Consider the following 25,096-nt stretch of genomic DNA (forward strand, 5'->3'; position numbering starts at 1 on the left):
TAGGACCCCGCAACGGCACGGCCTACTGGACGGGCCGCGGCCTCAGGGGGTGGGCTCGAACTCGCCGGCGTGGACGCCGAGCAGGAACGCCTTCCACTCCTCAGGTGTGAAGAACAGCACCGGGCCGTCGGGGTCCTTCGAGTCCCGTACGGCGATCAACCGGCCGCTCTTGTGCTCGGGTCCGTCGCCATCGATCTCCGCCACCTCGACGCAGTCCCCGCCATTGCTTCCCGAGTAGCTCGACTTGCGCCAGCGCGCCCGGCTCAGGTCCATCTCTCCTCCACTGTCTTTCTGATGAGGTCGGTGGACATGCTCAGCGGCAACGCCTCGGTGCGGATGGATTCGAAGCACTCGATGGCTGCCGTGACGTCCTCTTGGTCGCTCGTAGTGAGGCCTCGGACGGCCGTCTCCATATAGACCAGATCGTTTCCTCCGTCCAGCGTCGCAATGGAGAACCCACCGAGCAAGCCCGAATGCATCCCATGCGGGACGACCTGAATGCTCAGCCTCGGGCCCACCATCGCCAGCAGGTGATGCAGTTGTTCGCGCATGACCAGCGGTGCCCCGATCGGCCGATGCAAAACGGCCTCGTCGATGACGCATCGGAGGATCGGAGGGTGCGGATCCTCGCGGGTGAGGATCCGCTGACGGTCCAGCCGTGCGGCCACCGCCGTCTCGTCCCCCGACAACAGCACGCGGGCGTACGCCTCTGTCTGCAGCAGGCCGGGTATGACAAGCGGCTGATAGGAGCGAAGTGTGGTGGCGACCTGTTCCTTGTCGCGCCACTTGCCGAACCAGGAGGGGGAGACCTGGCCCTTGCGCCAGTCGAGCAGGCGATAGAGCGCGCCGCCTGTGGACAGCGCCTCATCGCAGCACCGCGCGAACTCCGCGCTGGCCGGAAGCTGGCCCGTCTCGACACCGCTGATCAGCGACTCGCTGAAATGCACCTTGTGGGCCATCTGGGCCTGGGTCAGCCCCGCCGCCTGCCGGTAGTGCCGTAATTCTCTGCCCCATATCGCCTGTGGTGAGTAGATATCGACCACAACGTCCCCTCGTGTCGGAGTTCAACGAATGGACACGACCTTCAAATGTCGTTCTTGGTAACGAAATCGACACTTACAGTAGTCGTGAGCAGACAGTCCGGACGTGGATTTTCGACAACGGGAGTACGCCGATGACCGAGGCAATCGCGGCCCGCACGGTGCTGGCCGAATATCGCTACACGCCCGACCGGCTCGTCCCCGTCCTCGGCGAGAAATGGCTGCCCCGCGACATCCGCTGCGTCGCCTCGGCCCGGCGGTTCGTCAAGGATGTGGCCACCGACTGGAACGCGGCCGGCGACGTCCCGGAGGTCGCCGAACTCCTGGCCTCGGAACTCGTCACCAACGCGCTCGTCCACGGCACTACCGGCATCGGCGCGGCATCGGCGGCGAGCACGGTCCGGGTCACGGTCAGCCGGGAGAACGACCTGCTCGTCGTGGACGTCCACGACCCCTGCCCCGCGCTCCCCCGGCTGCGCCGTGCCGGCGCACTCGACCCGTACGGCCGGGGGCTCGCGATCGTCCAGGCATGCTCCCACCACTGGGGCTGGACCCTCACGCCGTACGGCAAGTCCGTCTGGTTCCAGCTCCTCGCCTGGCCGTCGGCCGCCAGGCCGCAGAAGGCATCGATGACGCCGCCCCCGCCGCGCCGCCCGGAGTCGTGACCGGACGCCGTCACGAGGTCAGCGGGGGCGCCTTCCTGGCCGAGCCGCGATAGGTCTCGGGATCGTAGCGGCGTTCGTTCTCGTCCAGCTTGGCGTGCGCCGCCTCGGCGAGGTCGACGCCCAGCGCGTCGGCCAGCCTGACCAGATACAGCGTCACGTCCCCGAGCTCGGCGCGGACCCTGCGCAGGGCGTCCTCGCCGAGGTCGCACGACTCCTCGGCCGTCAGCCACTGGAACTCGGCGACCAGCTCCCCCGCCTCTCCGGCGAGGGCCATCGCCAGGTTCTTGGGCGTGTGGAACCTCTCCCAGTCGCGCTCGCGGACGAACTCGCGCAGCCGGGCGGCCAGGTGCTCCAGCTCACCGCTCACGTCAGCCGACCCTACTCGGCGGCCGTACGGCGCCGTGCGTGAGGCCGTCGGCCACCAGCCTGACCAGGTCCTCGCCGAGCATCGCCGCCTCCCGCAGGGCCGACCGGAAGTCGGCCAGGCGCCGGAACACCGCGCCATATCGGCGTTGCTCCTCCAACGGCAGCAGCGGCAGCTCGGCACGCCGTACGTCGACCCGATAGCGCGAGGACATGGAGGTGTAGTGGCGGACGTTCACGGACGCGCAGAGGAAACCGGCGAGAAAGTCGGGGTCGAGCACCTCGGGATCGGGCCGCAGCAGGGACAGGTGGGGGCCGAGCAGGGCGTCGCCCTTCGTCACCACCCGCGCGACCGGGGCGGCCACGACCTGCGGCACCACGACGTCGCCGGGCCGGGTGACGATCGGCCGGGCTCCGGCCTGCTCCGAGGATCCCGTCGCGGTCCGGTCCGCCAGCACGTCATCGACGGTGAGCACCGGCGCGCCCCGAAGCGGTTCGTCCCCCGGCCGGGCCGGCGTCTGCTGCTCGACCACGAGCATGCCGCGCCGCACCAGCTCGGGCAGCGGGACCAGGGCGAGCTCGTCCGCCGGCGCCGCCGCGACGGACGGCAGCAGCCGGGCGACGCTCCCCAGCAGCTCGTCGAGCCGGGATCGGGCTCCGGCGATGCGCTCCGGTGACAGGTCGTCGGCGACCGTGGACAGGTAGCGGGCGGGGGTGAGGTCCACGTCCTCGTCAAGTAGATCGACGAGCGGGACCGACCTGCTGACGCCCGGCTCGTCCAGCTCGCGACCGGCGCTGAACTCGCGCCAGGCAGCGGCGGCCACCCCGGCGTAGTCGTCCGGCCTGCCGGAGGTGTCCACCATCAGCACATGACTCGGCGTGCCGCCCTCGGGCGGCGGGCACAGGATCCACAGCGTCAGGCCGACCGCCACGTTGGGCACGGCGCCCTGCGGAAGCGCGATGACCGCGCGCAGCGCGCCGCGCCGCAGCAGCTGGGACCTGATCCGGCGGCCCGATCTGCGGGAGGCGACGGCTGGAGGCATGAGGAGCACGGCCACGCCTCTGGGCGCCAGGTGGGCGAGCGCGTGCTGCACCCAGGCCAGCTCCGGCTCCACGCGCGGCGGCAGGCCGTACTCCCAGCGGGGGTCGGCCGTCAGCTCCTCGTAACCCCAGTTGCGGTCGTTGAACGGCGGGTTGCACACCACCGCGTCCACCAGCTCGCTGGGGAAGGCGTCCGCGCGCAGGGAGTCTCCCGGCCTGATCCGCGCGGTGTCGCAGCGCAGCGCGAGCCGTACGGCGGTGAGCCGGGCGGCCACGGGATCGACGTCCTGGCCGAGCAGCCGGGCCCCCGGCGCGCGTTCGAGCGCCCGGCCGAGGATGCGGCCCGAGCCGCAGGCGGGGTCGAGCAGGGAGCGGAACCCGTCGCCCACGAGGTCGAGCGTCAGCATCACGATCTCGACGGGCGTGGAGTAGACGCGCCGGGTGTGCACCTCGAAGTAACGCTCACGCAGGAACTCGAAGGTGTCGCGGGCGCCGCGTTCGGCGGCCAGCCGGGCGATCGAGCGGACCAGCGGCACGCGGGTCACCGGAACGGTCTCCGGGAACGCCTCCGCGCTGACGGTCTCCGCGCACGCCGCGCGCACCCGGGCCGGAAGCTCCCGCGCCACCTCCTCGTCGGTCCCGGCCGAGAGCCTGGCCCAGTCGTCGGCCTCGTGCTGCACGTACACGAGGAAGGCCCCGAGGTCGGCGATCAGGTCGGCGAGGTCGTCGTCGACGACGGTGGTGCGCAGGTCCTGCCAGAGCCATTCGTCCAGGGGGAGGTCCCTGCCCTCGGTGTGGCCGCGCAGCCACTCGCGGATCTCGGCGAGGGAGAAGGCCGGGCTGGTGGACGTGCCTCCCACGGGCTCGGGGAAGTCGTCGTGCCTGCGCCGCCAGTTGCTGACCGCCGCACGTCCCACGCCGGCCAGGCGGGCGATGTCCGCCGCGGTGACGTGTACGTCTCGCCGCACGCCGCTCCGCCCTTCCGCTGGTTCTTCGATCCGACCGGACGATATCCGATGCCCTGGACCTGGGCAACGTCGCGCCAAGGTCTGGTTGATTGTGTCAACACATGCTCTAATGGACGCCTGGAGTCGGCATGGAAGGGAGCAAGGATCGTGAGCACCCCCATCACTCGCCTCAGGTCACTGCGTCGCGGGCGCGCGATCCATCTCCTGGACATCGAGAACCTGACCGGATCTCCCCTGCCGAGCAGCCATGACGTACGGCGGGTGATGAGCACCTACCAGCGGACGGTGCCGGTCGGGCCGCTCGACCAGTTCATCGTGGCGGTCAACCACAACGCGCTCGTCCCCGTGGGGATCGTGCTGAGCGGGGTGCAGTTGCTGGCCCGTTCGGGCCCGGACGGCGCCGACCATGCCCTCGACGACGCGGCCCGTACGACCCGGGTGGACCTGCGGTTCGAGCGGGCGGTGATCGGGTCGGGCGACGGCTACTTCGCCGACCTCGCCCTCTGGCTTGCGGGCCGCGGCCTGCACGTGACCGTCGTCGCCCAGCGCACCTGCCTGAGCTGGCGGCTCTACACCGCCGTCCCCGACACCGTCACTTTCGAACTGCCCGCCGCCCAGGCCGCCTGAGATCTATCCCCGCCCGAGCGATGTGGGCAAGATGGGGTGAATGATCGACTATTTGGTGATCGGCGCCGGTTCGGCCGGATGTGTCCTGGCGAACCGGCTGTCGGAGGATCCCGCCGTCCGCGTGCTGCTCGTCGAGGCGGGCGGCGCCGACCGTCACCCGCTCTACCAGGTGCCCAAGGGGTTCGGGAAGCTCTTCGACGATCCGCGGAAGGTCTGGCACTACCGGACACAGCCGTTCGGGCCCGACGGACAGGCCGAGATCTGGCCGCGCGGCCGGGTGCTCGGCGGGTCGAGCTCCATCAACGGCATGGTGTACAACCGCGGCCACCGCGCCGACTACGACGAGCTCGTACGGCTCGGCAACCCCGGCTGGGGCTGGGACACGATCCTGCCGATCTTCCGGGCGATGGAGGACAACGCCCTGGGCGCCACGGCGACGCGCGGGGCAGGCGGGCCGCTGCACGTGTCCCCTCCGCGCGACCCCGATCCGCTCTGCGACGAGATGATCGCATCCGGCGCCGCGCTCGGCCTGACCGCGATGCCGGACATCAACGAGTCCGACGACGAACGCGTCGGCCACGCGATGGCGACCATCAAGGACGGGCGGCGGTTCAGCACGGCCCGTGCCTTCCTCCACCCCGTACGCCACCGGAGCAACCTCACCGTCGTGACCGGGACGACGGTGACCGGGCTGCTGTTCGACGGCGACAAGGTCGTCGGGGTCACCGCCCGCGACGCCGGCGGCGCCACCGTCGAATATCGGGCGGCCCGCGAGGTCGTCCTGTCGCTGGGCAGCCTGGGCACGCCGAAGCTGCTGCAGTCGTCCGGCATCGGCCCCGCGGAGGTGCTGCGGGCGGCCGGCGTGGAGGTCCGGCTGGACCGGCCGATGGTCGGCGCCCGCATGCGCGAGCACCGGTGCCTGGCGCTGAAGTTCCGGCTGAAGGACGACCTGGGCTACAACCGCATGCTGTCCACGCCGTTGCGGCAGGGCCTCACCGCGCTGCGCTACCTGATGAACCACAGGGGCCCGCTCGCCGCCCCGGCCTACGATGTGATCGCCTTCCTCAAGACCCGCCCCGAGCTGGACCGGCCGGACGCCCAGTTGCTGATGGGGCCGTGGTCGGTGGCGACCTACCGGGCGGGCGAGACGGTCACGGTCGAGCGGCAACCCGGAGTCTCGGTCGTCGCCGAGATCCTCCGCCCGACCGCGGAGGGCAGCGTGGCCATCACCTCCGGAGACCCCGCCGCGCCGCTCCACATCGAGCCCAACTACTTCGGCTCCGAGCACGACCGGCAGGTCGGCGTCGACCTGTTCCGCCGCATGCGCGAGTACTTCGCCCAGGAGCCCATCGCGGGACGGCTGGCGTCCGAGACGTTCCCCGGTCCCGGGGTCGACTCGGACGAGGAGATCATCGACGCGGCGCTCGGCGGCGGCTACTGCGGCTACCACGCGATGGGCACCTGCGCCATGGGCCCGCACGACGACGACGTGGTCGACTCGCGGCTGCGCGTGCGAGGACTCGACAACCTGCGGATCGTCGACTGCTCGGTGCTGCCCACCATGATCTCGGGCAACCTGAACGGCCCCATCATGGCGATGGCCTGGCACGCCGCCGACCTCATCCTCGGCAGGGCGTGAGCGTCTCGCCGCGACCGGCATCGTGAGTGCGGAGGGTGCTCAATCCCGCACGCTGAGAAACTCCAGGAGGATTTCGGGCGGTCTCGCCGGGGCGTTCCCAGTGAGGCAGATGGCCCACCCCGTCCAGCAATCGGATGTCGGCGTTCGAGAACACCTCGTGGACACGGCTCTCGGGCGGCATGGGGGTCACGGGGTCCTGACGGCCCCAGACGAGCTGGACGGGCAGGTCGCTCGCATCGACCCTGCGGTAAAGGTCTTCCGCCCGGTGGATCGGCAGGTTGCGGACGGCCGACAGCAGGGCGCGCTTGAAGCCCCGGTAGCGGAGCTCCGGCACGAGGCGCTCCCGCACCGAACGCCAGCGCGACGAGCGTCACCGAACGGTCCACGCCGAGGGCGTCGAATGGGAGGACGCGGTGGCGAGAAGACGGGTGATCAAGCCAGGCGAGGAGCGGCGGGCGGATCTGCTGGACGCCGCGCTGGCGGTCTTCGCCGAACGCGGCGTCGACGAGGCCACCGTCAGCGACATCACCACCCGCGCCGACGTGGCCGAAGGCACCTTCTACCTGTACTTCCCGTCGAAGGACCACCTGGTGGCGGCGCTGTGGGAGCGATACGTGAACGGCTTCCTCGACCTGGCCGGCAAGGCGCTCGCGGATCCCACCGCCGCAGGCGCGTTGACCGCCCTCTTGGAACGGCTGATCGACCACGCCGTGGCGCACGCCGACCTGCACCGCATCGTGTACGGCTCCGCCGACGCCCGGGCTCTCGCCCTCTGCCGGGAGATCGACCAGAGGGTGGTCGAGGTGATCGCCGAGGCGATCCGGCGCGGTGTGGACGCGGGCGCCCTGCGGCCCTGCGACCCGGCGGCCTTCGCGAACGTGGTCTACCACGGCGCGCACGGCACGCTTCACGAGGCGCTGGCCGGCGGCGCGCCGTACGGCCGCGACGAGGTGGTCGCGACCGCACGTCGGATCATCGTCGACGTGCTCGCTCCGCGCCCCTGAGCTACACCTCCAGGACAGCCAGGGAGCGGGCGGGGAGGTCGAGGACATGACCGGTCAGGCGGACGGAGTCGTCGGAGGCGAGCAGGAGCCGTGACGCGGCCAGCCGTACGGGCACCGGGCCTTCGGCGAAGTTGGCGGCGATCCGCAGTGAGCCGCGTTCGATCACCACGACGCGCCGGTCCTCGTCCACCTCGACCCGCACCCGGTCGAGGCGGGGATCGGTGAGGTCGGGACGCGACTTGCGGAGCGCGATCAGGTCGCGATACCAGCCCAGCAGCGCGGCGTGCTCGCCCTTGGCCGGCTCCTCCCAGTCGAGCTTGGAGCTCAGGAATGTCGTCTCGTCGCCCGGCTCGGGGGCCTTCCAGTCGTAGCCGAAGCCCTCGAACTCCCTCCTGCGCCGTTCGCCCTCGCCCGCCGCCAGGTGCGGCTCGAAGTGGTCGGTGAAGAAGTAGAACGGCGTGGTCGCCCCCCACTCCTCGCCCATGAACAGCATCGGGGTGAACGGCGAGGTCAGCAGCAGCCCGGAGGCGAGGCGGAGCTGGTCGGGCCGCATGCGGTCGCCCTCGGGCCGGTTGCCGATCTGGTCGTGGTTCTGCGCGCAGCAGACGAACCGGTGGCCGGGCACCCCGGTCGCCGGCCTGCCGTGCGAACGGCCGCGGAACGACGAGTAGGTGCCGTCGTGGAAATAGCCGGACGTAAGCACCTTGGCCAGGGACGACAGGGTGGCGAAGTCGCCGTAGTAGGCGTTGCTCTCCCCCGTGACGTTCGCGTGGATGGCGTGGTGGACGTCGTCGTTCCAGGCCGCGTGCATACCGAGGCCGCCGGCCTCGCGCGGGGTGACCATGCGGGGGTCGTTGAGGTCCGACTCGGCGATGAGCGTCAGCGGACGGCCCACGGCGGCAGACAGCGCGTCGACCTCGGCCGACAGCTCCTCCAGGAAGTGGACGGCGCGCTTGTCGTGCAGGGCGTGCACGGCGTCGAGGCGCAGCCCGTCGACGTGGTAGTCGCGCAGCCACTGCAGGGCGTTCTCGATGAAGTAGCGGCGCACCTCGTCCGAGCCGGGCCCGTCGAGGTTGACCGCGTCGCCCCAGTAGGACCCCTTCGCGTCGTGGAAGTAGGGCCCGAACCTGGCCAGGTAGTTGCCGGACGGCCCGAGGTGGTTGTAGACGACGTCGAGGATCACGCCGATACCGGCCCGGTGGCAGGCGTCCACCAGGCTCTTCAGCCCGTCGGGCCCGCCGTACTCCTCGAAGACCGCGTAGAGGTCCACGCCGTCGTAGCCCCAGTTGCGCCTCCCCGGCACCGGCGGCACCGGCATGATCTCGACGAAGTCGACGCCGAGACCGGCCAGGTGATCGAGCCGGTCGGCCACCCCCTGGAAGGTGCCCTCGGGCGAGAACGTGCCGACGTGCAGCTCGTAGATCACCCCGCCGCGCAGGTCGCGTCCGTGCCAGCTCTGGTCGGTCCAGGCGAACCTGTCGTGGTGGTAGACCCGGCTCGGGCCGTTCACCCCGTACGGCTGCCGCCGCGTGCGGGGGTCGGGGAACGGCCCGTCGCCGTCCACCCAGAAGGTGTAGTCGAGGTCGTGCTCGTCGCCGGGGGCGGTCCACCGGCCGCCCTCGCTTCGCGCCATCGGGTGCCGGGCACCCCCGTGCTCGACCTCGACCCGCGCCGCCGCCGGCGCCCACACCTCGAACATGCGTCGTCTCCCCCCGCTGATCAGGCTTCGAGAATCGCGACCGGACAGGCCGACAGCAGGGCGGCCATCCGCACCTCGCCGGCGTGCTCGGCGCCGGTGAGCAGGTCGCGCCAGCGCCCCGGCGGCAGCGTGATCGTCTCACTCCCCCAGCCGCCCTTGCGCTCCAGCCCGACCGGCAGCCGGGTCGCGACCACGACGGCGGCCGTCCCTTGCCCGGGAACGCCGCGCGTGAACGCCACCGCGTGCTCCCCCGCCTCGATCGGCGCGTACGGCGCCTCGGGGTCGAGCCGCCGCCGCAGCCGGAGGGCGGCGGCGGTGACGCGGATCTTCTGACCGTCCCAGCTGTCGTCGGGCTCGGCGAGCAGCCGGCGGCGGCGTTCGAAGTCCACCGGCCGCCGGTTGTCCGGATCGACCAGCGAGAAGTCGGTGATCTCGTTGCCCTGGTAGACGTCTGGTATGCCCGGCATGAGGAGCTGGACGGCCTTCTGCCCCAGCGAGTTGACCCGCGCGTAGCGGTCCACGATCTCGGTGAACGCGGCGACCGAGTAGCCGCAGGCGTCGATGGCCCGCCGGGCGAAGTCCCTGACGCCCTCCTCGTACGCCAGGTCGGGGTTCAGCCAGGAGATCGACGTCTTGGCCTCGCGTGCCGCCTTGAGCAGATAGTCGGTGAAGCGGTCGAGCCGGATCGGCCAGGCCGCCATCAGCGACTGCCAGGCGAGGTAGTCGAGCCGGGGATCGAACGACACGGCCGCGGCCCAGGAGTCGACGGCCGCCGTCCACTCCTCGGGCAGCTCCGACAGCACGGCCAGGCGGGCGCGCACGTCCTCCGACCGCTTGGTGTCGTGGGTGGACAGCGTGGTCATGGTGCGCGGCGGCAGGCCGGCGCAGAACGCGTGGAACTCGGCGGGCGACACCCCGAACCTGTCCGGTTCCCCGCCGACCTCGTTGAGGCAGGCCAGCGGATACCACCGATAGAGCGCGGTGTCCTCCACGCCCTTGGCCATCACCGGCCCGCAGGTCTGCTGGAAGCGGGTGACCGCCTCCGGCGGGCCGTACAGGACCAGGTCGGCGACCTTGGCCACCGCGGCGGGGTCGGTCCTGGTGGCCGCCACCCCGGCCGCCTCCCGGATGATCGCCTCCGACTCGGCGGACGGCTGCTCGCCCGGGTTCACGTACGCCCGGTAGACGGGCATCGCGGCCAGCAGCTCCACGACTGCCTCGCGCAGCGCCGGATCGCCGAGATCACCGGTCAGCCGGTCGATCTCGCCGGAGAAGAACAGGTCGATCACGTGCTTCTTGGAGTCGTGACGCACGGTCTCGTAGTCGTCGCGCACACCGGTGTGACGGCCGAACGTCTCGACCAGCGCGTCGCGGCCGGCCGGGTCGACGAACAGCCGGGTGACCATGTTGAGCGCGTCATATCCGGTGGTGCCGTCGCACGGCCAGTCGGCGGGCAGCCGTTCGCCGTCGATGAGGATCTTCTCCACCCACAGCGGCCCGGGCACGTGGGGGCGCAGCCGCCGCAGGTAGCCGCGGGGGTCGGCCAGGCCGTCGGGGTGGTCGACGCGCAGTCCGTGGATCAGTCCCTCCTCGATGAGGCGGAAGGTGACGGCGTGGGTGGCCTCGAAGACCTCGGGGTCCTCCACGCGCAGGCCCATCAGCGACGACACGTCGAAGAACCGCCGATAACCGGGGCTTTCCCGCCAGTGGGCCAGCCGGTAGTGCTGGGCCTCCAGCAGTTCCGGCAGCGGCAGGTGCCCGGTGCCGGGCCTGATCGGGAACGCGTGGTCGTGATAACGCAGCACGTCGCCGTCCACGCGCAGCGCCTCGCTCGCGTCGTCGCCGAGCAGCGGCAGGGTGACCGGCCATTGGAAGTCGAACCACCGGGCGGCCGGCGACCCCGGCCCGTCGCGCAGCGCCGCCCATAGCTGGGCGTTGTCCGACTCGGGCACCGGGACGGTCATGTGGTTGGGCACGATGTCGGAGATCAGCGGCATGCCCTCGGCCGCCAGCGCCCGCAGGCCCTCCTCGCCGCCGAACTCCTCGCGTACGCGGCTGTGGTCGGTCACGTCGTAGCCGTGCTGCGACTCCCGGCACGACTGGAGGATCGGCGACAGATAAAGGTGGCCCACCCCCAGGTCACGGAGATATCCGACGAGACTCGCGGCCTGGGCGAATCCGAAGCCGGGCGTCAGCTGCACCCGATAGGTAGAAGTCACCGAACCGCCTTTCACCGCGCGTTTCCGGAGGTCGTGTTCATAGTGCACGGCACGGGCGCGCCCCTGCCACCACCGCCCGGACAGGAGAAGCACCGTGCAGGAGAAGCACCGTGCAGGAGGAGCGCACGAGCAGCTCCCCTCCTGCCCGGTGTCGCGCCGGCCGACGGCCGAAGCGCACTCTATTCGGGCATCGGCGCTGGTCAGGACCCCAGCCCCGGCCGGACCCTGCGCAGCACCCGCACCGACCGGCCGCTCACCGGCACGGCCTCGCCCGCCCGGCACACGCGCGACTCGCGCATCACCGGCATCGCGGTGTCCAGGTCGGTGGCCCACAGCTCGCCGTAGTCGTCCGGGATCGTGAACTTGATCACCTCGTGGTGGGCGTTGAACAGCAGCAGGAACGAGTCGTCGCTGATCCGCCGGCCGCGCCGGTCGGGCTCGGTGATTGCGTCGCCGTTCAGGAACACCGCCAGCGCCTTGGCGTAGCCGTTGGTCCAGTCGGCGTCGGTCATCTCCGTGCCGGACGGCGTGAGCCAGGCGATGTCGCTCAGCTCGTCGTGCGATCCGCGTACGGGCCGGCCGTAGAAGAAGCGGCGGCGGCGGAAGACCGGGTGGTCGCGGCGCAGCCGGGCCAGGCGCCGGGTGAAGTCGAGGAGCTGGCGCTTCTCCCTGGTGCCCGCGTCGGCCCGCGCATTGGCGTCCAGGATCGCGCCCCAGTCGACCCAGCTGATCTCGTTGTCCTGGCAGTAGGAGTTGTTGTTGCCCTGCTGGGTGCGGCCGATCTCGTCGCCGTGCGACAGCAGCGGCACGCCCTGCGACAGGAACAGCGTGGCCAGGAAGTTGCGCTTCTGCCGTTCACGGAGCTGGGCGACCGGGCCGGTGGCCGGGCCCTCCACCCCGCAGTTCCAGGCGCGGTTGTCGTCGGCGCCGTCGCGGTTGTCCTCGCCGTTGGCCTCGTTGTGCTTGTCGTTGTACGACACGAGGTCCTGGAGCGTGAACCCGTCGTGACAGGTGACGAAGTTGATCGACGCGGCCGGGCGGCGGCTGTCGTCCTGGTAGAGGTCGCTCGACCCGGTGAGACGGCTGGCGAACTCCGGCAGCGCGGCGGGCTCGCCCCGCCACAGGTCGCGGATCGTGTCGCGATAGCGGCCGTTCCACTCGGTCCAGCGGGCCGGGAAGTTGCCGACCTGGTAGCCGCCGGGGCCGACGTCCCACGGCTCGGCGATGAGCTTGACCTGCGACAGCACCGGGTCCTGCTGCACGAGGTCGAAGAACGCGCTCAGCCGGTCGACCTCGTGCAGCTCGCGGGCGAGGGAGGCCGCGAGGTCGAAGCGGAAGCCGTCCACGTGCATGTCGCGGACCCAGTAACGCAGCGAGTCCATGATCAACTGCAGCGCGTGGGGGCTGCGCATCAGCAGGCTGTTGCCGGTGCCGGTGGTGTCCATGTAGTAGCGCCGGTCGTCCTCGACCAGGCGGTAGTAGTTGGCGTTGTCGATGCCCCGCATCGACAGGGTCGGGCCCAGGTGGTTGCCCTCCGCCGTGTGGTTGTAGACGACGTCGAGGATCACCTCGATGCCCGCCTCGTGTAGGGCCTTCACCATCGCCTTGAACTCCAGCACCTGCCCGCCGCGCTGCCCCGAGCTGGAGTACGCGTTGTGCGGCGCGAAGAACCCGATCGTGTTGTAGCCCCAGTAGTTGGACAGCCCGCGCTTCTCCAGCATGTGGTCGGTCACGAACTGGTGCACCGGCATGAGCTCGATCGCGGTGACGCCGAGCGAGGTGAGGTGGTCGATGATCTCGGGGTGGCCCAGGGCGGCGTACGTGCCCCGGATCCGCTCGGGGATCTTCGGGTGGCTGATCGTCAGGCCGCGCACGTGCGCCTCGTAGATCACCGTGTCGTGGTACGGCGTGGCAGGCGGCCGGTCGTGTCCCCAGCCGAAGAAGGGGTTGACGACGATCGACCTCGGCACGTAGGGCGCCGAGTCGCTGTCGTCCCGGCTGTCCGGCTCGCCGAAGCGGTATCCGTAGACCGCCTGGTCCCACTGCACCGAGCCCTCCACCGCCTTGGCGTACGGGTCGAGCAGCAGCTTGCCGGGGTTGCAGCGCAGGCCGTCGGCGGGCGAGTAGGGCCCGTGGACGCGGTAGCCGTACCGCTGGCCCGGCCCCACACCGGGTAGGTAGCAGTGCCAGACGAAGCCGTCCACCTCGCTCAGCGTGACGCGTTCCTCGTTGCCGTCGTCGTCGAAAAGGCACAGCTCGACGCGCTCGGCCACCTCGGAGAAGAGCGAGAAGTTGGTGCCCGCGCCGTCGTACGTCGCCCCGAGCGGATAGGAATCCCCCGGCCAGATCTCCCTCACTGGACCTCCTCGCCCTCCGGCTCGGCGGTCGCGCCGGGAAGGTCCCGGAGCCCACCGGCTCTATGGTCGCGCCCGCGCACGGCCCGGCCGGTCCCGGACACCCCGCGCGCGGGATCGTGGTGCTGAATGTCGTTCACAAGACATCGTGCCTGCCCGGAAATGGCTTCGACAGTCTCGCCACGTTAACTGCGTGTATGGCAACGGGTTGAACCGCCCATCGGCGAGCAAACCACCGGTGACCTGCACCGACGCCCGGTCAGCGTCGTTCGTGGCGCAGGCGGGCCGCCACGACGTCGGGCATGCGCTCCTCCGCCCAGGCGATGAGGGGAAGCAGGCGCTCGGCGGCCTCGCGCCCGAGCGGGGTGATGCTGTATTCGACCCGGGGCGGGATCGTGTGCTCGGCCTCGCGCAGCACCATGCCGTCGCGTTCGAGTGCCTGGAGGGTCTGGGACAGCATCTTCTCGCTCACCCCGTCGACGCGGCGGCGCAGCGCGTTGAATCGGTAGGGCGCCTCGTACAGGGCCGCCAGCGCCAGGATCGCCCACCGGCCGGTGATCGTCTCCAGCACCGAGCGCGATGTGCATTTCCGCGAGAAGACATCGGCGACGAAGTCCTCGAACTCCTCCATGTCCGCCAGCTTACGCTCCCATAGTGCTTTCTGATAGAAAGCACTAACCAAGGGAAAGTCCCGTGGAGGGAGAAACCATGATCGTCGTGACCGGAGCCTCCGGACACCTCGGCCGTCTGGTCGTCGAGGAGCTCTCCGGGCGCGTGCCCGCCGAGCGGATCGTCGCGGCGGTACGCAGCCCGGAGAAGGTGGCCGACCTGGCCGAGCGCGGCGTCCAGGTGCGCGAGGCCGACTACGACCGCCCCGACACGCTCGGACCGGCGTTCGAGGGCGCCACCAAGGTCCTGCTCATCTCCGGCAGCGAGGTCGGCCGGCGCGTCGGCCAGCACAAGGCCGTGGTGGACGCCGCCAAGGCCGCCGGTGTGGAGCTGCTCGCCTACACCAGCATCGTGCACGCCGACACCACCCCGCTGGGGCTCGCGCCCGAGCACAAGGCGACCGAGGAGTACATCCGCGCGAGCGGGGTGCCCTTCGCGTTCCTGCGCAACGGCTGGTATCACGAGAACTACGTCGCGACGGCCCGGCAGGCCGTGCAGAGCGGCGTCATCGCCGGCAGCGCGCGCGACGGCCGCGTCGCCTCGGCGGCACGCGCCGACTACGCCGCCGCCGCGGCGGCCGTCCTCACCGGTGAAGGCCACCGCAGCGCGGTGTACGAACTGACGGGCGACGTCGCCTGGAGCCTGCCCGAGCTGGCCGCCCTGGTCTCCGAGCTGTCCGGCGCGCCGGTCGAATATCGGGACCTGCCCGTCGCGGAGTACGCCAAGGTCCTGGAGTCGTACGGCCTGCCCGAGCCGGTCGCGGCGATGTTCGCCCAGACCGACGCCGGCATCGCCGACGGCTGGCTCGGCGCCACCCCCGGCGACCTGTCCCGCCTCATCGAAAGGCCGACCACGCCGCTGCGCGACACCCTCGCGGAGGCCCTGAAGAACGGCTGATCACCCGCCCGGCTTCTCTCCGGTTGCGGTCCTCCGAATTCACCTCACGGCAGGAGGAGTTTTCGGACGATCCCCGGCGCGGAGTCAGGGGCGGGAGCCGTGGGCCCGGGTGCGCCGCAGCAGGCGGCGGCGCGGGCCCGCGGCCCGGCCGTCGGTGTGCAGCCACAGGTTGACACCGGTCCCCCCGAGCGCCGAGGGCTCGATGCGCACCCCGCCGCCCGTCGACTCGGCCAGCCGCCGGGCGATGTCGAGACCGAGCCCGGTCGAGCCGGCCCCGCTGTTGCCCCGCCGCAGCGCCTTCTCGGGATCGGGGATGCCCGGGCCCGCGTCGGCGACGAGGATGCCCACCATGCCGCTCCCCCGGTGCAGTGTGACGCGGAAGGCCGTGCCCTGCGGCGTGTGACGGAAGACGTTGCCGAGCAGCGCGTCGACCACCGCGCCGAGATCGGCCGCGGCGACCGGCACCGGGCTGGGCTCGTCGGCGCCGACGAGCTGCCACGGCCGCGCCTGGTCCTCGGCCAGCGCCGACCAGAAGGCGAGCCGTTCCCGGAGCACGAGCGCGGCGTCGCAGCCCGCGGGCACCGTCCGGGACGGCCGCCGGGCGGCCTCGATGATCTCGTCGACGGCCCGTTCGAGCCGGTCGATGGCGAGCCTGCGCTGCTCGGCCTCGGGTCCGGTGCCGCCCAGGTTGAGCCGCAGCGCGGTCAGCGGGGTGCGCAGCCGGTGCGACAGGTCGGCGGCGAGCTCGCGCTCGGCCGCGAGCAGTCCCGCGACCTGGTCGGCCATCGCGTTGAACGCCCGCCCGGCGGCCACCAGCTCGGGCGGGCCGTCAGGGGTGATGCGCACGGTCAGGTCGCCCGCGCCGAGGGCCGCAGCCGCCTGCCCGAGCCTGCGGGCCGCCCGCACCACCCGGGCCCCGAGCCGGTCGGCCACCACCACCGACCCCACCACGAGGGTGACCGCGACGCCGGTCAGCACGGCCCATGAGGTGGACACGCCCTTCCTCGCGTCGGCCTCGGGCGCGTACACCTCGATGACGGCCCACCGCCCGTCGCCCAGCGCGACCGGCCTGAGCAGCACATATCCCTTGCCTACCGGCACGGTCCTGGCCCTTTCCGCCGCGCCCGCGACGTCGGTCGCCGTGACCCGGGAGCGGCCCACCGTACGCCCGTCCGGTAGATGGACGGCCAGGCGCGAGGTCCCCGCCGGGGTGCTGGCCAGCGCGCGCTCCAGCGCGACGGCGTCGTCGGTCACGACGAGGGCGGGCACGATCGTGGCGGCCTGGCGCTCGGCGTCGGCGAGCGCGCGGCTCTCGGCGATCTCCTTCACGGCCACGGCCAGCGGGATGAGGAAGGCCAGCGCGACCATCGCCGTCACGGCCACCGCCACCAGGGCCAGGCTCCGTCTCACCGCCGCTCCCGCTCAAGACGCCGGGGTTCAGCCCTCTGCAGGGGGGCTGAGGCGCACGCCGACGCCCCGCACCGTGTGCAGATAGCGGGGCCGGGAGGCGCTCTCGCCGAGCTTGCGCCGCAGCCAGGACAGGTGCACATCGATCGTCTGGTCGTCTCCGTACGACTGCCGCCACACCTCCGCCAGCAGCTCCCTGCGCGAGATCACGCGGTCGGGACGGGCGGCGAGGTAGGCCAGCAGGTCGAACTCCCGGCGGGTGAGGTCGAGCGGCGCGCCGTCGAGGCGGGCCTCCCGGCGGTCGGCGTCGACGACCAGGCCGCCGACCCTCGCGACCGACGACGACGCCCCGGGCCTGGCCCGGCGCAGCACGGCTTCAAGCCGGGCGTTGAGGTGGTCGCCGGAGAACGGCTTGACCAGGTAGTCGTCCGCGCCGTCGCGCAGCAGGCGGACGATCTCGGCCTCGTCGTCCCGCGCGGTGGCCACGATGACCGGCACGTCGGAGATCGCGCGGAGCATCTTCAGCGCCTCCGCGCCGTCGAGGTCGGGCAGCCCCAGATCGAGGACGACCACGTCGGGGGCGACGTGGGCGATCTCGCGCAGGGCGTCGAGCGCCCGGCCCGCGCTGCGGACCGCGTGGCTGCGCCCGGTCAGGTCGCGGATGATCGCGGATCGGACGAACTCGTCGTCCTCAACCACCAGAACGGTCGCCATGAACCCGAAACGTACACTCCGACCCGGCGCGGCGTCCCGGGAAGAGCGATCCGAAACACGCGGCTTTATGGCCATTTACGGCATGCTCAAATTAGTAGAGGTTGACCAAAATGGACCGAGCGACAATTCCGATCACGGACTAGAGTGAGCGGCCACATGAGAAGGACCGCCGGTTACGTGATCGCCTGGTGCGGGGCCACCGCCGTCGCCGTCGGCGTGTCCTGGCTCGGCGTGCGCGACGTGTTGCGCAGCGCGATCCTCGACGATGCTCCACTCGCTCCCGTGGTGGCCGTCGCCGCGCCCCCGTCCGTCTCGCCGCCGGTCCCGCCGACCGTCTCGCCGACCGTGGTGGGGGTGTCGGAGAAGCCGTCCCCAGCGCCGTCCGGGCCGCGGCCCTCCGGCGGCGCGACACCCGGCCGGCGGTCTCCCTCCCGGCCCGCCGCCACTCCGGTGCGGACCGTGCGGACCTCCCCGGCACCGCGCCCGGCCCGGGCCACGCGGCCGGCGCGTACGACGGAGTCCGCACCCGCCCCCCGGCAGCGCAAGGCCGCCGACGGGGAGAGCCTGCACACGTTCACGCTGAAGGGCGGCCGGGCGACGATCGCGGTGACCTCCGCGGACTGCCATGTGGTGACGGCGACCCCGAACGACGGCTACGAGGTCAAGGTCTGGGAGGAGGACCAGTGGCTGCGGGTCGCGTTCCTCCGGGACGCCCATGAGTCGTCGGCGTTCTGCACCTGGAACGCCCTGCCCCCCAGGCTCGACACGTACGAGAACTGAGGGGTTCCGGCGGCGGGGCTCAGTCGAGCAGGTCGCGGTATTTCTTGAGCTCCTTGACCTCGGCGCCCAGCGCGGTGACGGTGGCGGTGGCCAGCGCCTTGGCCCCGTCGAAGGAGCCGTCGGCCTGCTCGGCCCGGGCGAGCTTGATCGCGCCGTTGTCGTGCTCGATCATCAGCGTCACGTACTTCCGGTCGAAGGACGGGCCGTTCAGCTTGGCCAGCGCCTCGATCTCGGCGCGCGTCTGCGTGCCGGGCATCGCGTGGTCGCGCGGCAGAGGCTCCGCGCCCCACATGTCGAGCCAGCCCTTGAACGTGCGGATGTCGGCGTCGCGGGCCGTGGCGACCTTCGCCGCGAACTGCCCGACCCACGGGTCGCCCGCCCGGGTCTGCGCGATCCTGGCCATCTCCAGGGCCTGGAGGTGGTGCGGCACCATCTTCCGGGCGAACGCCACGTCGGCGGCCTTGCTCCCGCCGGGCTGCTGCGCCGCATCGGTCTCGTCCGGTGCCGCGGCGGCCTCGGAAGTATCAGTGGCGTCGGGGCTCGGTGTGGGCGTCGTCTCAGGCGTGGCGGGGGGCGAGGCGGCGGCCTGTCCCACCGGAGCCGGTGAGGCGGCCTCGCCCGCCAGGTCCGGGGTTCCGCATCCGGCGAGCAGGGCCGCCGTGAGCATGCCCGTTAATGCTCCCGTCACACGGATCGTGACGGCGGGGAGACGGCGGATAGTGGTCGTCACTGGAAGGCCTTTCCGGTTCTGGCTCGGGGACGGCCGCGACGCCCACCGGGGCCCGGCGAGCGGGTCCGTCCGTGATCCCTTGCCGCAGGACCCTACCGCCGGGCAGTTCCGGCCGCCCTCCGCACGGCGTTTCGGCATATTTACGGTGATTATCGGACAAGCTGGGCATCGCGTGTCAAAATTCCCATTCACTTCCCTGGATCACCCTTGTGCTCTAGCCTCCAACTGTGCCAAACAGGAGCGAAACTCTACGAAAGGTTTCACACCGAGGAAACCTCTGTTGACACGAGCGAAACAGTGATACTTTCGCTTGGGAGCGCTCCCAAGCCGTGTGAACCTTCGGGCCGAGGAGACCGGATGGCCGATCTTCCCACCCTCGCAGAGGTAGCCGCCGCAGCCGGCGTCTCCCCGGCAACAGCTTCCCGGGTCTTGACCGGCTCGGTACGCGTGACCACGTCGACCCGCCGACAAGTCCACGACGCGATGTCGCGTCTGGGCTATGTACGGCGCCGCGCCCCCCGGGGATCCGCGGGCAGGCGGGCCGAGCAGATCATCGCCGCGGTCGTCTGCGAGCACAGTCCACGCCTTTTCACCGAGCCGTTCTACGCCAGGCTCCTGTCCGCCTGCGAGGAGGTGTTGACGACGCATGGGGTGCCGATGGTCGTGATGACCGCGACCCCTGCGACCGCCTCCATCGCCGCACCGCCGCTGGTCGCGGGCGCCGTCGACGGCGTCCTGCTGATCGGGGCACGCGCGCGGCACCCCCTCGCGGTCACGCTGGCGGCCTCGGGCGTCCCCGTACGCTGTGCCGGGCGGCCGCCAGACGGCATCGACCTCCCGTTCGTCGACATGGACAACCGTGACGGCGGACGGCAGGCGGCCGAGCACCTGCTGCTCAACAACCGCAAGCACATCGCCACCATCGCCGGGCCGCCGACCCTGCCGGCCGCGCGCGACCGGCTGGAGGGCTTCCGGCAGACGCTTCGCGACGCCGGTGTGCTCGACATGCCGGTGGCGTACGGCGACTTCACCCACGCCTCGGGTGCGCACGCCATGCAGTGGCTGCTGCAACGGGCGCCGCACCTCGACGCCGTGTTCGCGGCGTCGGACGTGATGGCGGCCGGGGCGATGCAGACACTGCGCCGCGCCGGGCGGAAAGTGCCTGACGACGTGGCCGTCATCGGATACGACGACGCGCCCGTGGCCAGGCACACCTCGCCGACGCTGACCACGGTCAGGCAGCCCGTCGAGGAAATGGCCACGCTCGCCGCACGACTGCTTCTCATGACACTCGGGGACGGGGACAATCCCAAGGGCAATCCGGTGCTGCCCACGGAACTGGTGGTTCGTGAATCGGCCTGAGCTTCGAGAAGGCGACGTCCTGACCCGTCGCTATCTGCTCCAGGAGCGGATAGCGACGGGCGGGATGTCGGTCATTTGGCGCGCCTTCGACCAGTCACTCCAGCGCCTGGTCGCGATCAAGGTGCTGGACGGCTCGCTCGGCGACGACAATCCCGGACGGGAACTCATGCGCCGGGAGGCCAGGGCCACCGCCCGGCTCATCCACCCGGACGCGATCGAGGTCTACGACTACGGCGAGACGGTCACGAACGGCGGCAGGCTGGCGTCCTTCGTGGTCATGCGCCTGCTGGAGGGCCGGTCGCTGGCCGACCGGATCATCGAGGGCCCGCTGCCCTGGGCCGAGGCGGTGGAGATCGCCGCCGGGCTGGCGAAGGTGCTGGCCGCGGCCCACGACCGGGGCATCGTCCACCGCGACGTCACCCCGGAGAACGTGCTGCTCGCCGACGACGGGCCCAAGCTGCTCGACTTCGGGATCGCCGCGTTCATCGGCGAGGCCGACGACCAGCTCGTCGCCGACTTCGGCACCCCGCCGTACGTGGCGCCGGAGCGGCTGAAGGGGACGACGGCCGACCCGGCCGTGGACGTCTACGCGCTCGGCGTGCTGCTGTTCGAGATGCTCACGGGCACCCTGCCCTACCCGGAGAAGACCTGGGAGGACATCGAGGCGGCACGGCGGGAAGGCCCGCCGCCGACGCCGGAAGGGGTGCCGGGCCTGCCGCAGGAGGTCGCCGACCTGTGCCGGCGCTGCCTGTGCCCCGACCCGGTCGACCGGCCGACCGCGCGGGCCGTCGCCGCCGCGCTGACCTCGATGAAGAAGCCGCCCGGCCCACGCGGGGCCGGCTGGGGAGCCACCGCCGTCGGGGCAGCCGCCCTCGGCGGCATTCTGTGGTTCACCCAGGTGCAGGGCCCCGAGGTCGGAGCCGTCGCCGTCCCGCCCACCCCCTCGCCCGCGCAGTCGCAGGTCACCGCCTCGCAGGTCACCGCCTCGCCGGCGCCGCAGGCCGGAGCCGTCGCCGAACTCCGGCACACCGTCGCCCCCGTCGCCGACCCCCTGCAGGAGGCCGGGCCGGGCAGGCACCGCCCCTCCCCCTCGGTCAAGGTGAGGGTCGTCAAGAAGGACCGCCACGCCGGCGACACGGTGCGGCAGCCGGAGACCTCGGCCACCCGCAAGGCCGACGTGGCGCCGCTGCCGCTGGCCACCACGGCCGCGCCGATGCGGGTCGACACCGCGGTCCGGCAGTTCAACCTGCTCGTGGACGGCGCGGAGGCCACCCACGACATCGACGACGACGTCGCGCTCGACCTCAAGCAGGTGCTGCGCAACGCCGTCGGCAACGGCGAGGGACTGGCCGTCATGCGCACCAAGGTCGAGGTCCGCTATCAGGAGGGACGCCTGCCGCTCACGCTGAAGGGGGAACTGCTGGCCGCGCTCGACCGGGTTGAAGCCGCTCTCAGCGAGGCCAGCGATACCTAAAGTGGGAGCGCTCCCAGAACAACCCTCTGTTGAGTTCCGTCAGGACCGAAAGTCCAGCCGTGTCCGTTAATCGGTCAAGCTGGGACCGAAATCATCTTCTACCGCCGTAGGGCCGGCCGACGAAGCCCAGCCCCCGGACGGTGTTCAGATCCGTTTGATCGTCGCGAGCCACGCCGGTGCGCCGTTGTCGTGACATCGCGTGTGAACCCGATCCGGTTCGACGGCCACGACATCCCATCCGCCGACCGCGGCGAACGCCCCCTCAGCTCTTCCTCACCGACCGGATGCGGGCCGGTGTCAGGACCCCTGTCGCTGAAGCACAGCACGAACACGATGCCGTCGCGCTCGGTCACCGCCGCCAGGCTCGCCACGTATCCGAGGCGCTCGTCGCCGTCGAAAGTATGGAACAGCCCGCAGTCGAGCACCGTCTCGAACCTGCGCCCCAGGCGTTCCAGGTGGAGGGCGTCGGCCACGGCGAACTCGGCCTCGATCCCCCGCTCGCCGGCCTTCGCCCGCGCTCTCGCCAGTGCCGTCTCGGCCACGTCGACGCCCAGAACCGGCAAGCCCAGCGCGGCGACGTGCAGGGCGTTCTCTCCGCTCCCGCAGCCCGCGTCGAGAACCGTTCCGGCGAACCGGCCCTCGGCCGCCAGACGTACGATCGCCGGCTGCGGACCCCCGATGTCCCATGGCGCGGGGCCGTCGTGATACGACGCGTCCCACGGCAGCCCCGTCATACGTTCATGACTGGTCGGAGGCCGTCCGCCGAACGAATCACCGGCGGGGTTTTCCGGTCGCTCGGACATCGTCGTCCCCTTCCCCGCATGGGTCTATTTCAGATCCCTACGGGCCACACCCTTGCATAGGGGAGGTAAAACAGATAGGCCGTTGCCTCATGAGCGGATTCAAGAAGTTCCTCATGCGGGGCAATCTGGTGGAGCTCGCCGTCGCCGTGGTCGTGGGCGCGACGTTCAGTGGACTCATCCAGGCCCTGGTAGAGGACCTGATCACCCCCCTGATCGCGGCCGTCACCGGCGGGAGGCAACCCGACTTCTCCGGCTTCACGTTCACCGTCAACGGCGCGGTGTTCAAGTATGGCGACTTCGTCAACCACCTGTTGACATTCCTGATCATCGCCGCCGTCATCTACTGGCTGGTCGTCCTGCCGATGACCCGTTTCCTGAGCCTTTTCGACACCAAGAAGGAGGCCACCGAGAAGAAGTGCCCCGAGTGCCTGTCCGACATCCCCGTCGGCGCCAGGCGCTGCGCCTTCTGCACAGCCGAACTGTCCATCGTCCCCGCCGCCGAGAAGCCCCCTGCCTGACCTCTCCGCGGGCCCGTCCTCGTCGTCAGGGGCGGAACCGGCTCAACGTCCGCTCTCCGGTTTCCGGCAGTTCCCCGGGAACGGGGCGGCCGGCGCGCCGCAGCACGTCCACGATGACGAGCGACGTCCGGTGCGGGTCCCTGGTGATCCGCACCCCGTGGGCCAGCCAGCACGCGGCGGCGATCATGTCCCGGGCCCGTTCGAGGTCGCCCGGGCTGGTCCCCGCCCTGCACCACACCCACAGGCGCTCGCCGAACGGCTCCGGCCTCGTACGGAGGATCATGGGCAGCTTGCCCCGCCGGTTGACGATCAACGCCTCGGCGCAGGCCTTCCGTACGCGGTGGGGGGTCACCACGCACCAGAAGCGGCCCGCCATCTCCCGGCGTGCCTGCGGCCACACCAGGATGAGCAGGCAGACCAGGGATCCGGCGACGATCGTCACGGCCGGGCCCGCCGCCCGTACGGCGACGGCCACAACCGCCGGTCCACCCGCCAGCAGCATCGCCTCGTAACGCCACCTCCACAGCACCACCAGCGGTCCCGGGCGCGCGACGGGAGAGGTCTCCCGCTCGATGAACCGCAGGACCAGGTGCGGATTCCGCCTGACGAGGTGCCTCATGCCCGGCCACCCGAGGGGCGCTCCGGCCTGCGGGAGGCCGGCGGTTCGAGCAGGTTGACCCGCCCGGTGCCCCGGCATCGGCGGCACGGCAGCCCCGTCGGGCATTGCCCTTGCGCCGAGCAGACCGTACAGGCGACCAGCGCGTCGAACCGGGTGTCGCGGTAGGTGTGCGTGTGCCAGGTGCGCCGGATCTCCCAGCGCTGCACCCAAGCGAACGCGTCGATCTCGGCGAACGCCTCCTCACCGACCCTCCACAGGAGGGCGATGATGCGCATCCGTAATCCAGTGGGGGAAGGAGCACGCATGTTCTTGTTGTTAGAGTGCACGGGATCATCCCTTTGCTGAGCAGGCAGGTCGGATGGTCGTCTGCGCTGGGTCGATGTGCCACCATCGGCCCAGCAGCGCGTTTCCGGGGAAAAGAGGGCCAGAAGATGGGCCCCCGCCTCGCATCGCCTCCTTCCGGGAACCGGCTGGTCCAGCCGCCACGTTGAGGCTTATGTCTGGCTCATACCCGTCCTTTGCCTGCGGCAATCAGCTGTTGGCAATTGACAAACGACATTTTCCTGCGGCACCTGCCATCCGCGTGTTAACCTGCGACTCTTAGCGCTTCATGGGCTCAGAAGGTGACCGCTCATGGCCGGGACGAACGTGACCATCCGCCGGCGCCAGTTGGCGAACCGGCTCAGAGAGATGCGGACTTCCGCAGGGATGACGGCCGAGCAGGTCGCGGAGCAGCTGCTCTGCAGCGCAGCCAAGATAACGCGCATGGAAAAGGCGCAGCGTGGCATCAGCCAGCGCGACGTACGAGATCTGTGCCGCATCTACGGCGTGACGGACGAGGACCAGGTTCGCCAGCTAATGAACTGGGCCAGAGAGTCGCGCCTGCCGGGGCTCCGCCAAGAGTACGGCGACCTAGGCTACGACGCGATCTACACGTACATGGACCTCGAGGCGGCGGCGTCTTCGATCATCGAACTGCAGATCAGCTACCTTCCCGCACTGTTCCAGACAGAGGAGTACGCCCGGGCGCTGATCCGAGGGCTACTTCCGGGCATCAGGCAGGAGGTGCTGGACAGGCGCGTCGAGGCTCGCATAAAGCGCCAAGAGCTCCTGGCGAAGCACGAACCCCCTCGCTACTGGACCTTTGTCGACGAGGCGGCACTGCACCGAGTGACCGGCGACGCGGCGGTCATGGCCGCCCAGCTGGAGCATCTGCTCGCCGTGGGACAGGCTCCGCATGTGACGGTGCAGGTAATCCCCTTCACCGCGGGACCCTACATGTGTGCGGACGACCCCTTCGTGATGTTCCGCTTCCGCGACTCACATCTGTCGGATGTCGTCTATCACGAATCACTGGACCGAGTGGAGTATCTGGAGAAGCCCAACGAGTTAGAAGTTTACCGTGAGGCGGTCGACCGCCTACGCGCTATCGCGCTCTCTCCCAACGAGTCCCTCAAACGCATTGCCCGTGCTAAATCGGACTTCAGCCCCAGCTGACCACCCA

26 protein-coding genes are annotated in these 25,096 nt (G+C 70.9%); 10 read left to right on the top strand and 16 right to left on the bottom strand.

Annotated elements, in window-relative coordinates:
* Positions 1–42: 42 nt before the first annotated feature.
* Together HCK04_RS11710 and HCK04_RS11715 are read right to left on the bottom strand one after the other, a co-directional pair.
* Positions 43–273: a DUF397 domain-containing protein gene (locus HCK04_RS11710; RefSeq protein WP_142647193.1), complete on the bottom strand. Its 231-nt coding sequence runs from the start codon at positions 271–273 to the stop codon at positions 43–45.
* Positions 264–1,043: a helix-turn-helix transcriptional regulator gene (locus tag HCK04_RS11715; protein ID WP_142647194.1), complete on the bottom strand. Its 780-nt coding sequence runs from the start codon at positions 1,041–1,043 to the stop codon at positions 264–266. The genes HCK04_RS11710 and HCK04_RS11715 overlap by 10 nt, the downstream gene beginning before the upstream one ends.
* A 131-nt stretch (positions 1,044–1,174) precedes the next feature.
* On the opposite strand from HCK04_RS11715, the gene HCK04_RS11720 reads away from it, so the two are divergent.
* Positions 1,175–1,705, top strand: coding sequence for an ATP-binding protein (locus tag HCK04_RS11720; protein WP_142647195.1), 531 nt, complete (start codon positions 1,175–1,177; stop codon positions 1,703–1,705).
* Between the two features lie 10 nt (positions 1,706–1,715).
* Here HCK04_RS11720 and HCK04_RS11725 read toward each other — a convergent pair whose 3' ends face one another.
* Together HCK04_RS11725 and HCK04_RS11730 are read right to left on the bottom strand one after the other, a co-directional pair.
* On the bottom strand, positions 1,716–2,072 hold the full coding sequence (locus HCK04_RS11725) for a nucleotide pyrophosphohydrolase (protein ID WP_221889901.1): 357 nt from the start codon (positions 2,070–2,072) through the stop codon (positions 1,716–1,718).
* 1 nt (position 2,073) lies between these two features.
* Positions 2,074–4,077: an N-6 DNA methylase gene (locus tag HCK04_RS11730; protein WP_142647196.1), complete on the bottom strand. Its 2,004-nt coding sequence runs from the start codon at positions 4,075–4,077 to the stop codon at positions 2,074–2,076.
* Positions 4,078–4,224: 147 nt separating this feature from the next.
* On the opposite strand from HCK04_RS11730, the gene HCK04_RS11735 reads away from it, so the two are divergent.
* Both HCK04_RS11735 and HCK04_RS11740 read left to right on the top strand, forming a co-directional pair.
* On the top strand, positions 4,225–4,704 hold the full coding sequence (locus HCK04_RS11735) for an NYN domain-containing protein (RefSeq protein ID WP_142647197.1): 480 nt from the start codon (positions 4,225–4,227) through the stop codon (positions 4,702–4,704).
* 40 nt (positions 4,705–4,744) lie between these two features.
* On the top strand, positions 4,745–6,343 hold the full coding sequence (locus HCK04_RS11740) for a GMC family oxidoreductase N-terminal domain-containing protein (RefSeq protein ID WP_142647198.1): 1,599 nt from the start codon (positions 4,745–4,747) through the stop codon (positions 6,341–6,343).
* Here the strand turns inward: HCK04_RS11740 and HCK04_RS11745 are convergent.
* Entirely contained in the window at positions 6,324–6,677 is a 354-nt protein-coding gene (locus tag HCK04_RS11745) for a hypothetical protein (protein WP_142647199.1), read from the bottom strand. The two genes, HCK04_RS11740 and HCK04_RS11745, sit on opposite strands and share 20 nt — an antisense overlap.
* Positions 6,678–6,756: 79 nt before the next feature.
* On the opposite strand from HCK04_RS11745, the gene HCK04_RS11750 reads away from it, so the two are divergent.
* A complete protein-coding gene (locus tag HCK04_RS11750; RefSeq protein ID WP_142647200.1) occupies positions 6,757–7,347 on the top strand; it encodes a TetR/AcrR family transcriptional regulator in 591 nt (196 codons plus the stop codon).
* Between the two features lies 1 nt (position 7,348).
* On the opposite strand, the gene treZ is transcribed toward HCK04_RS11750, so the two are convergent.
* The 5 genes from treZ to HCK04_RS11775 all read right to left on the bottom strand — a co-directional run bounded on the left by treZ (position 7,349) and on the right by HCK04_RS11775 (position 14,250).
* Complete coding sequence (treZ, locus tag HCK04_RS11755; protein ID WP_142647201.1) at positions 7,349–9,046, bottom strand: malto-oligosyltrehalose trehalohydrolase; 1,698 nt, start codon at positions 9,044–9,046, stop codon at positions 7,349–7,351.
* Between the two features lie 20 nt (positions 9,047–9,066).
* Positions 9,067–11,265, bottom strand: a complete 2,199-nt coding sequence (gene treY, locus HCK04_RS11760) for a malto-oligosyltrehalose synthase (protein WP_260617209.1) — start codon at positions 11,263–11,265, stop codon at positions 9,067–9,069.
* 200 nt (positions 11,266–11,465) lie between these two features.
* Positions 11,466–13,622, bottom strand: coding sequence for a glycogen debranching protein GlgX (gene glgX, locus HCK04_RS11765; protein WP_142647203.1), 2,157 nt, complete (start codon positions 13,620–13,622; stop codon positions 11,466–11,468).
* The gene (locus HCK04_RS11770) at positions 13,619–13,759 is read right to left on the bottom strand and encodes a hypothetical protein (RefSeq protein ID WP_168065842.1); all 141 of its coding nucleotides are present in this window, start codon (positions 13,757–13,759) and stop codon (positions 13,619–13,621) included. Before HCK04_RS11770 ends, glgX begins: the two co-directional genes overlap by 4 nt.
* A gap of 119 nt (positions 13,760–13,878) precedes the next feature.
* Positions 13,879–14,250 carry a helix-turn-helix domain-containing protein gene (locus tag HCK04_RS11775; protein ID WP_142647204.1) on the bottom strand — a complete coding sequence of 124 codons (372 nt, stop codon included), beginning with the start codon at positions 14,248–14,250 and terminating at the stop codon, positions 13,879–13,881.
* Between the two features lie 77 nt (positions 14,251–14,327).
* Here HCK04_RS11775 and HCK04_RS11780 point away from each other — a divergent pair, with 77 nt between their 5' ends.
* Positions 14,328–15,185, top strand: coding sequence for an SDR family oxidoreductase (locus HCK04_RS11780; protein WP_142647205.1), 858 nt, complete (start codon positions 14,328–14,330; stop codon positions 15,183–15,185).
* A gap of 84 nt (positions 15,186–15,269) precedes the next feature.
* Here HCK04_RS11780 and HCK04_RS11785 read toward each other — a convergent pair whose 3' ends face one another.
* Together HCK04_RS11785 and HCK04_RS11790 are read right to left on the bottom strand one after the other, a co-directional pair.
* Complete coding sequence (locus tag HCK04_RS11785; RefSeq protein WP_142647206.1) at positions 15,270–16,595, bottom strand: HAMP domain-containing sensor histidine kinase; 1,326 nt, start codon at positions 16,593–16,595, stop codon at positions 15,270–15,272.
* Positions 16,596–16,622: 27 nt separating this feature from the next.
* Positions 16,623–17,306, bottom strand: a complete 684-nt coding sequence (locus HCK04_RS11790; RefSeq protein ID WP_142647207.1) for a response regulator transcription factor — start codon at positions 17,304–17,306, stop codon at positions 16,623–16,625.
* Positions 17,307–17,462: 156 nt separating this feature from the next.
* Between HCK04_RS11790 and HCK04_RS11795 the strand changes: the two genes are divergently transcribed.
* Positions 17,463–18,086 (top strand): hypothetical protein, encoded by a 624-nt coding sequence (locus tag HCK04_RS11795; protein WP_142647208.1) that lies wholly within the window; start codon positions 17,463–17,465, stop codon positions 18,084–18,086.
* Positions 18,087–18,105: 19 nt separating this feature from the next.
* On the opposite strand, the gene HCK04_RS43525 is transcribed toward HCK04_RS11795, so the two are convergent.
* Positions 18,106–18,816, bottom strand: a complete 711-nt coding sequence (locus HCK04_RS43525; protein WP_168065844.1) for a DUF305 domain-containing protein — start codon at positions 18,814–18,816, stop codon at positions 18,106–18,108.
* Between the two features lie 357 nt (positions 18,817–19,173).
* Here HCK04_RS43525 and HCK04_RS11805 point away from each other — a divergent pair, with 357 nt between their 5' ends.
* Positions 19,174–20,178 carry a LacI family DNA-binding transcriptional regulator gene (locus tag HCK04_RS11805; RefSeq protein ID WP_030510556.1) on the top strand — a complete coding sequence of 335 codons (1,005 nt, stop codon included), beginning with the start codon at positions 19,174–19,176 and terminating at the stop codon, positions 20,176–20,178.
* The gene (locus tag HCK04_RS11810; RefSeq protein ID WP_260617210.1) at positions 20,165–21,652 is read left to right on the top strand and encodes a serine/threonine-protein kinase; all 1,488 of its coding nucleotides are present in this window, start codon (positions 20,165–20,167) and stop codon (positions 21,650–21,652) included. Before HCK04_RS11805 ends, HCK04_RS11810 begins: the two co-directional genes overlap by 14 nt.
* 98 nt (positions 21,653–21,750) lie before the next feature.
* Here the strand turns inward: HCK04_RS11810 and HCK04_RS11815 are convergent, their stop codons facing one another.
* Positions 21,751–22,386, bottom strand: a complete 636-nt coding sequence (locus tag HCK04_RS11815; protein WP_221889902.1) for a class I SAM-dependent methyltransferase — start codon at positions 22,384–22,386, stop codon at positions 21,751–21,753.
* Positions 22,387–22,544: 158 nt separating this feature from the next.
* Between HCK04_RS11815 and mscL the strand changes: the two genes are divergently transcribed.
* Positions 22,545–22,973 carry a large conductance mechanosensitive channel protein MscL gene (gene mscL, locus HCK04_RS11820; protein WP_142647211.1) on the top strand — a complete coding sequence of 143 codons (429 nt, stop codon included), beginning with the start codon at positions 22,545–22,547 and terminating at the stop codon, positions 22,971–22,973.
* A gap of 25 nt (positions 22,974–22,998) precedes the next feature.
* Here mscL and HCK04_RS11825 read toward each other — a convergent pair whose 3' ends face one another.
* Complete coding sequence (locus HCK04_RS11825) at positions 22,999–23,592, bottom strand: hypothetical protein (RefSeq protein WP_142647212.1); 594 nt, start codon at positions 23,590–23,592, stop codon at positions 22,999–23,001.
* A complete protein-coding gene (locus HCK04_RS11830; protein WP_142647213.1) occupies positions 23,589–23,867 on the bottom strand; it encodes a hypothetical protein in 279 nt (92 codons plus the stop codon). Before HCK04_RS11830 ends, HCK04_RS11825 begins: the two co-directional genes overlap by 4 nt.
* Positions 23,868–24,225: 358 nt before the next feature.
* Here HCK04_RS11830 and HCK04_RS11835 point away from each other — a divergent pair, with 358 nt between their 5' ends.
* Positions 24,226–25,089 (top strand): helix-turn-helix transcriptional regulator, encoded by an 864-nt coding sequence (locus tag HCK04_RS11835; RefSeq protein WP_142647214.1) that lies wholly within the window; start codon positions 24,226–24,228, stop codon positions 25,087–25,089.
* The last annotated feature ends 7 nt before the right edge of the window (positions 25,090–25,096 follow it).

Origin of the sequence: Microbispora sp. CL1-1 (genome assembly GCF_012034195.1) — a bacterium.
Classification (GTDB): Bacteria; Actinomycetota; Actinomycetes; order Streptosporangiales; family Streptosporangiaceae; genus Microbispora.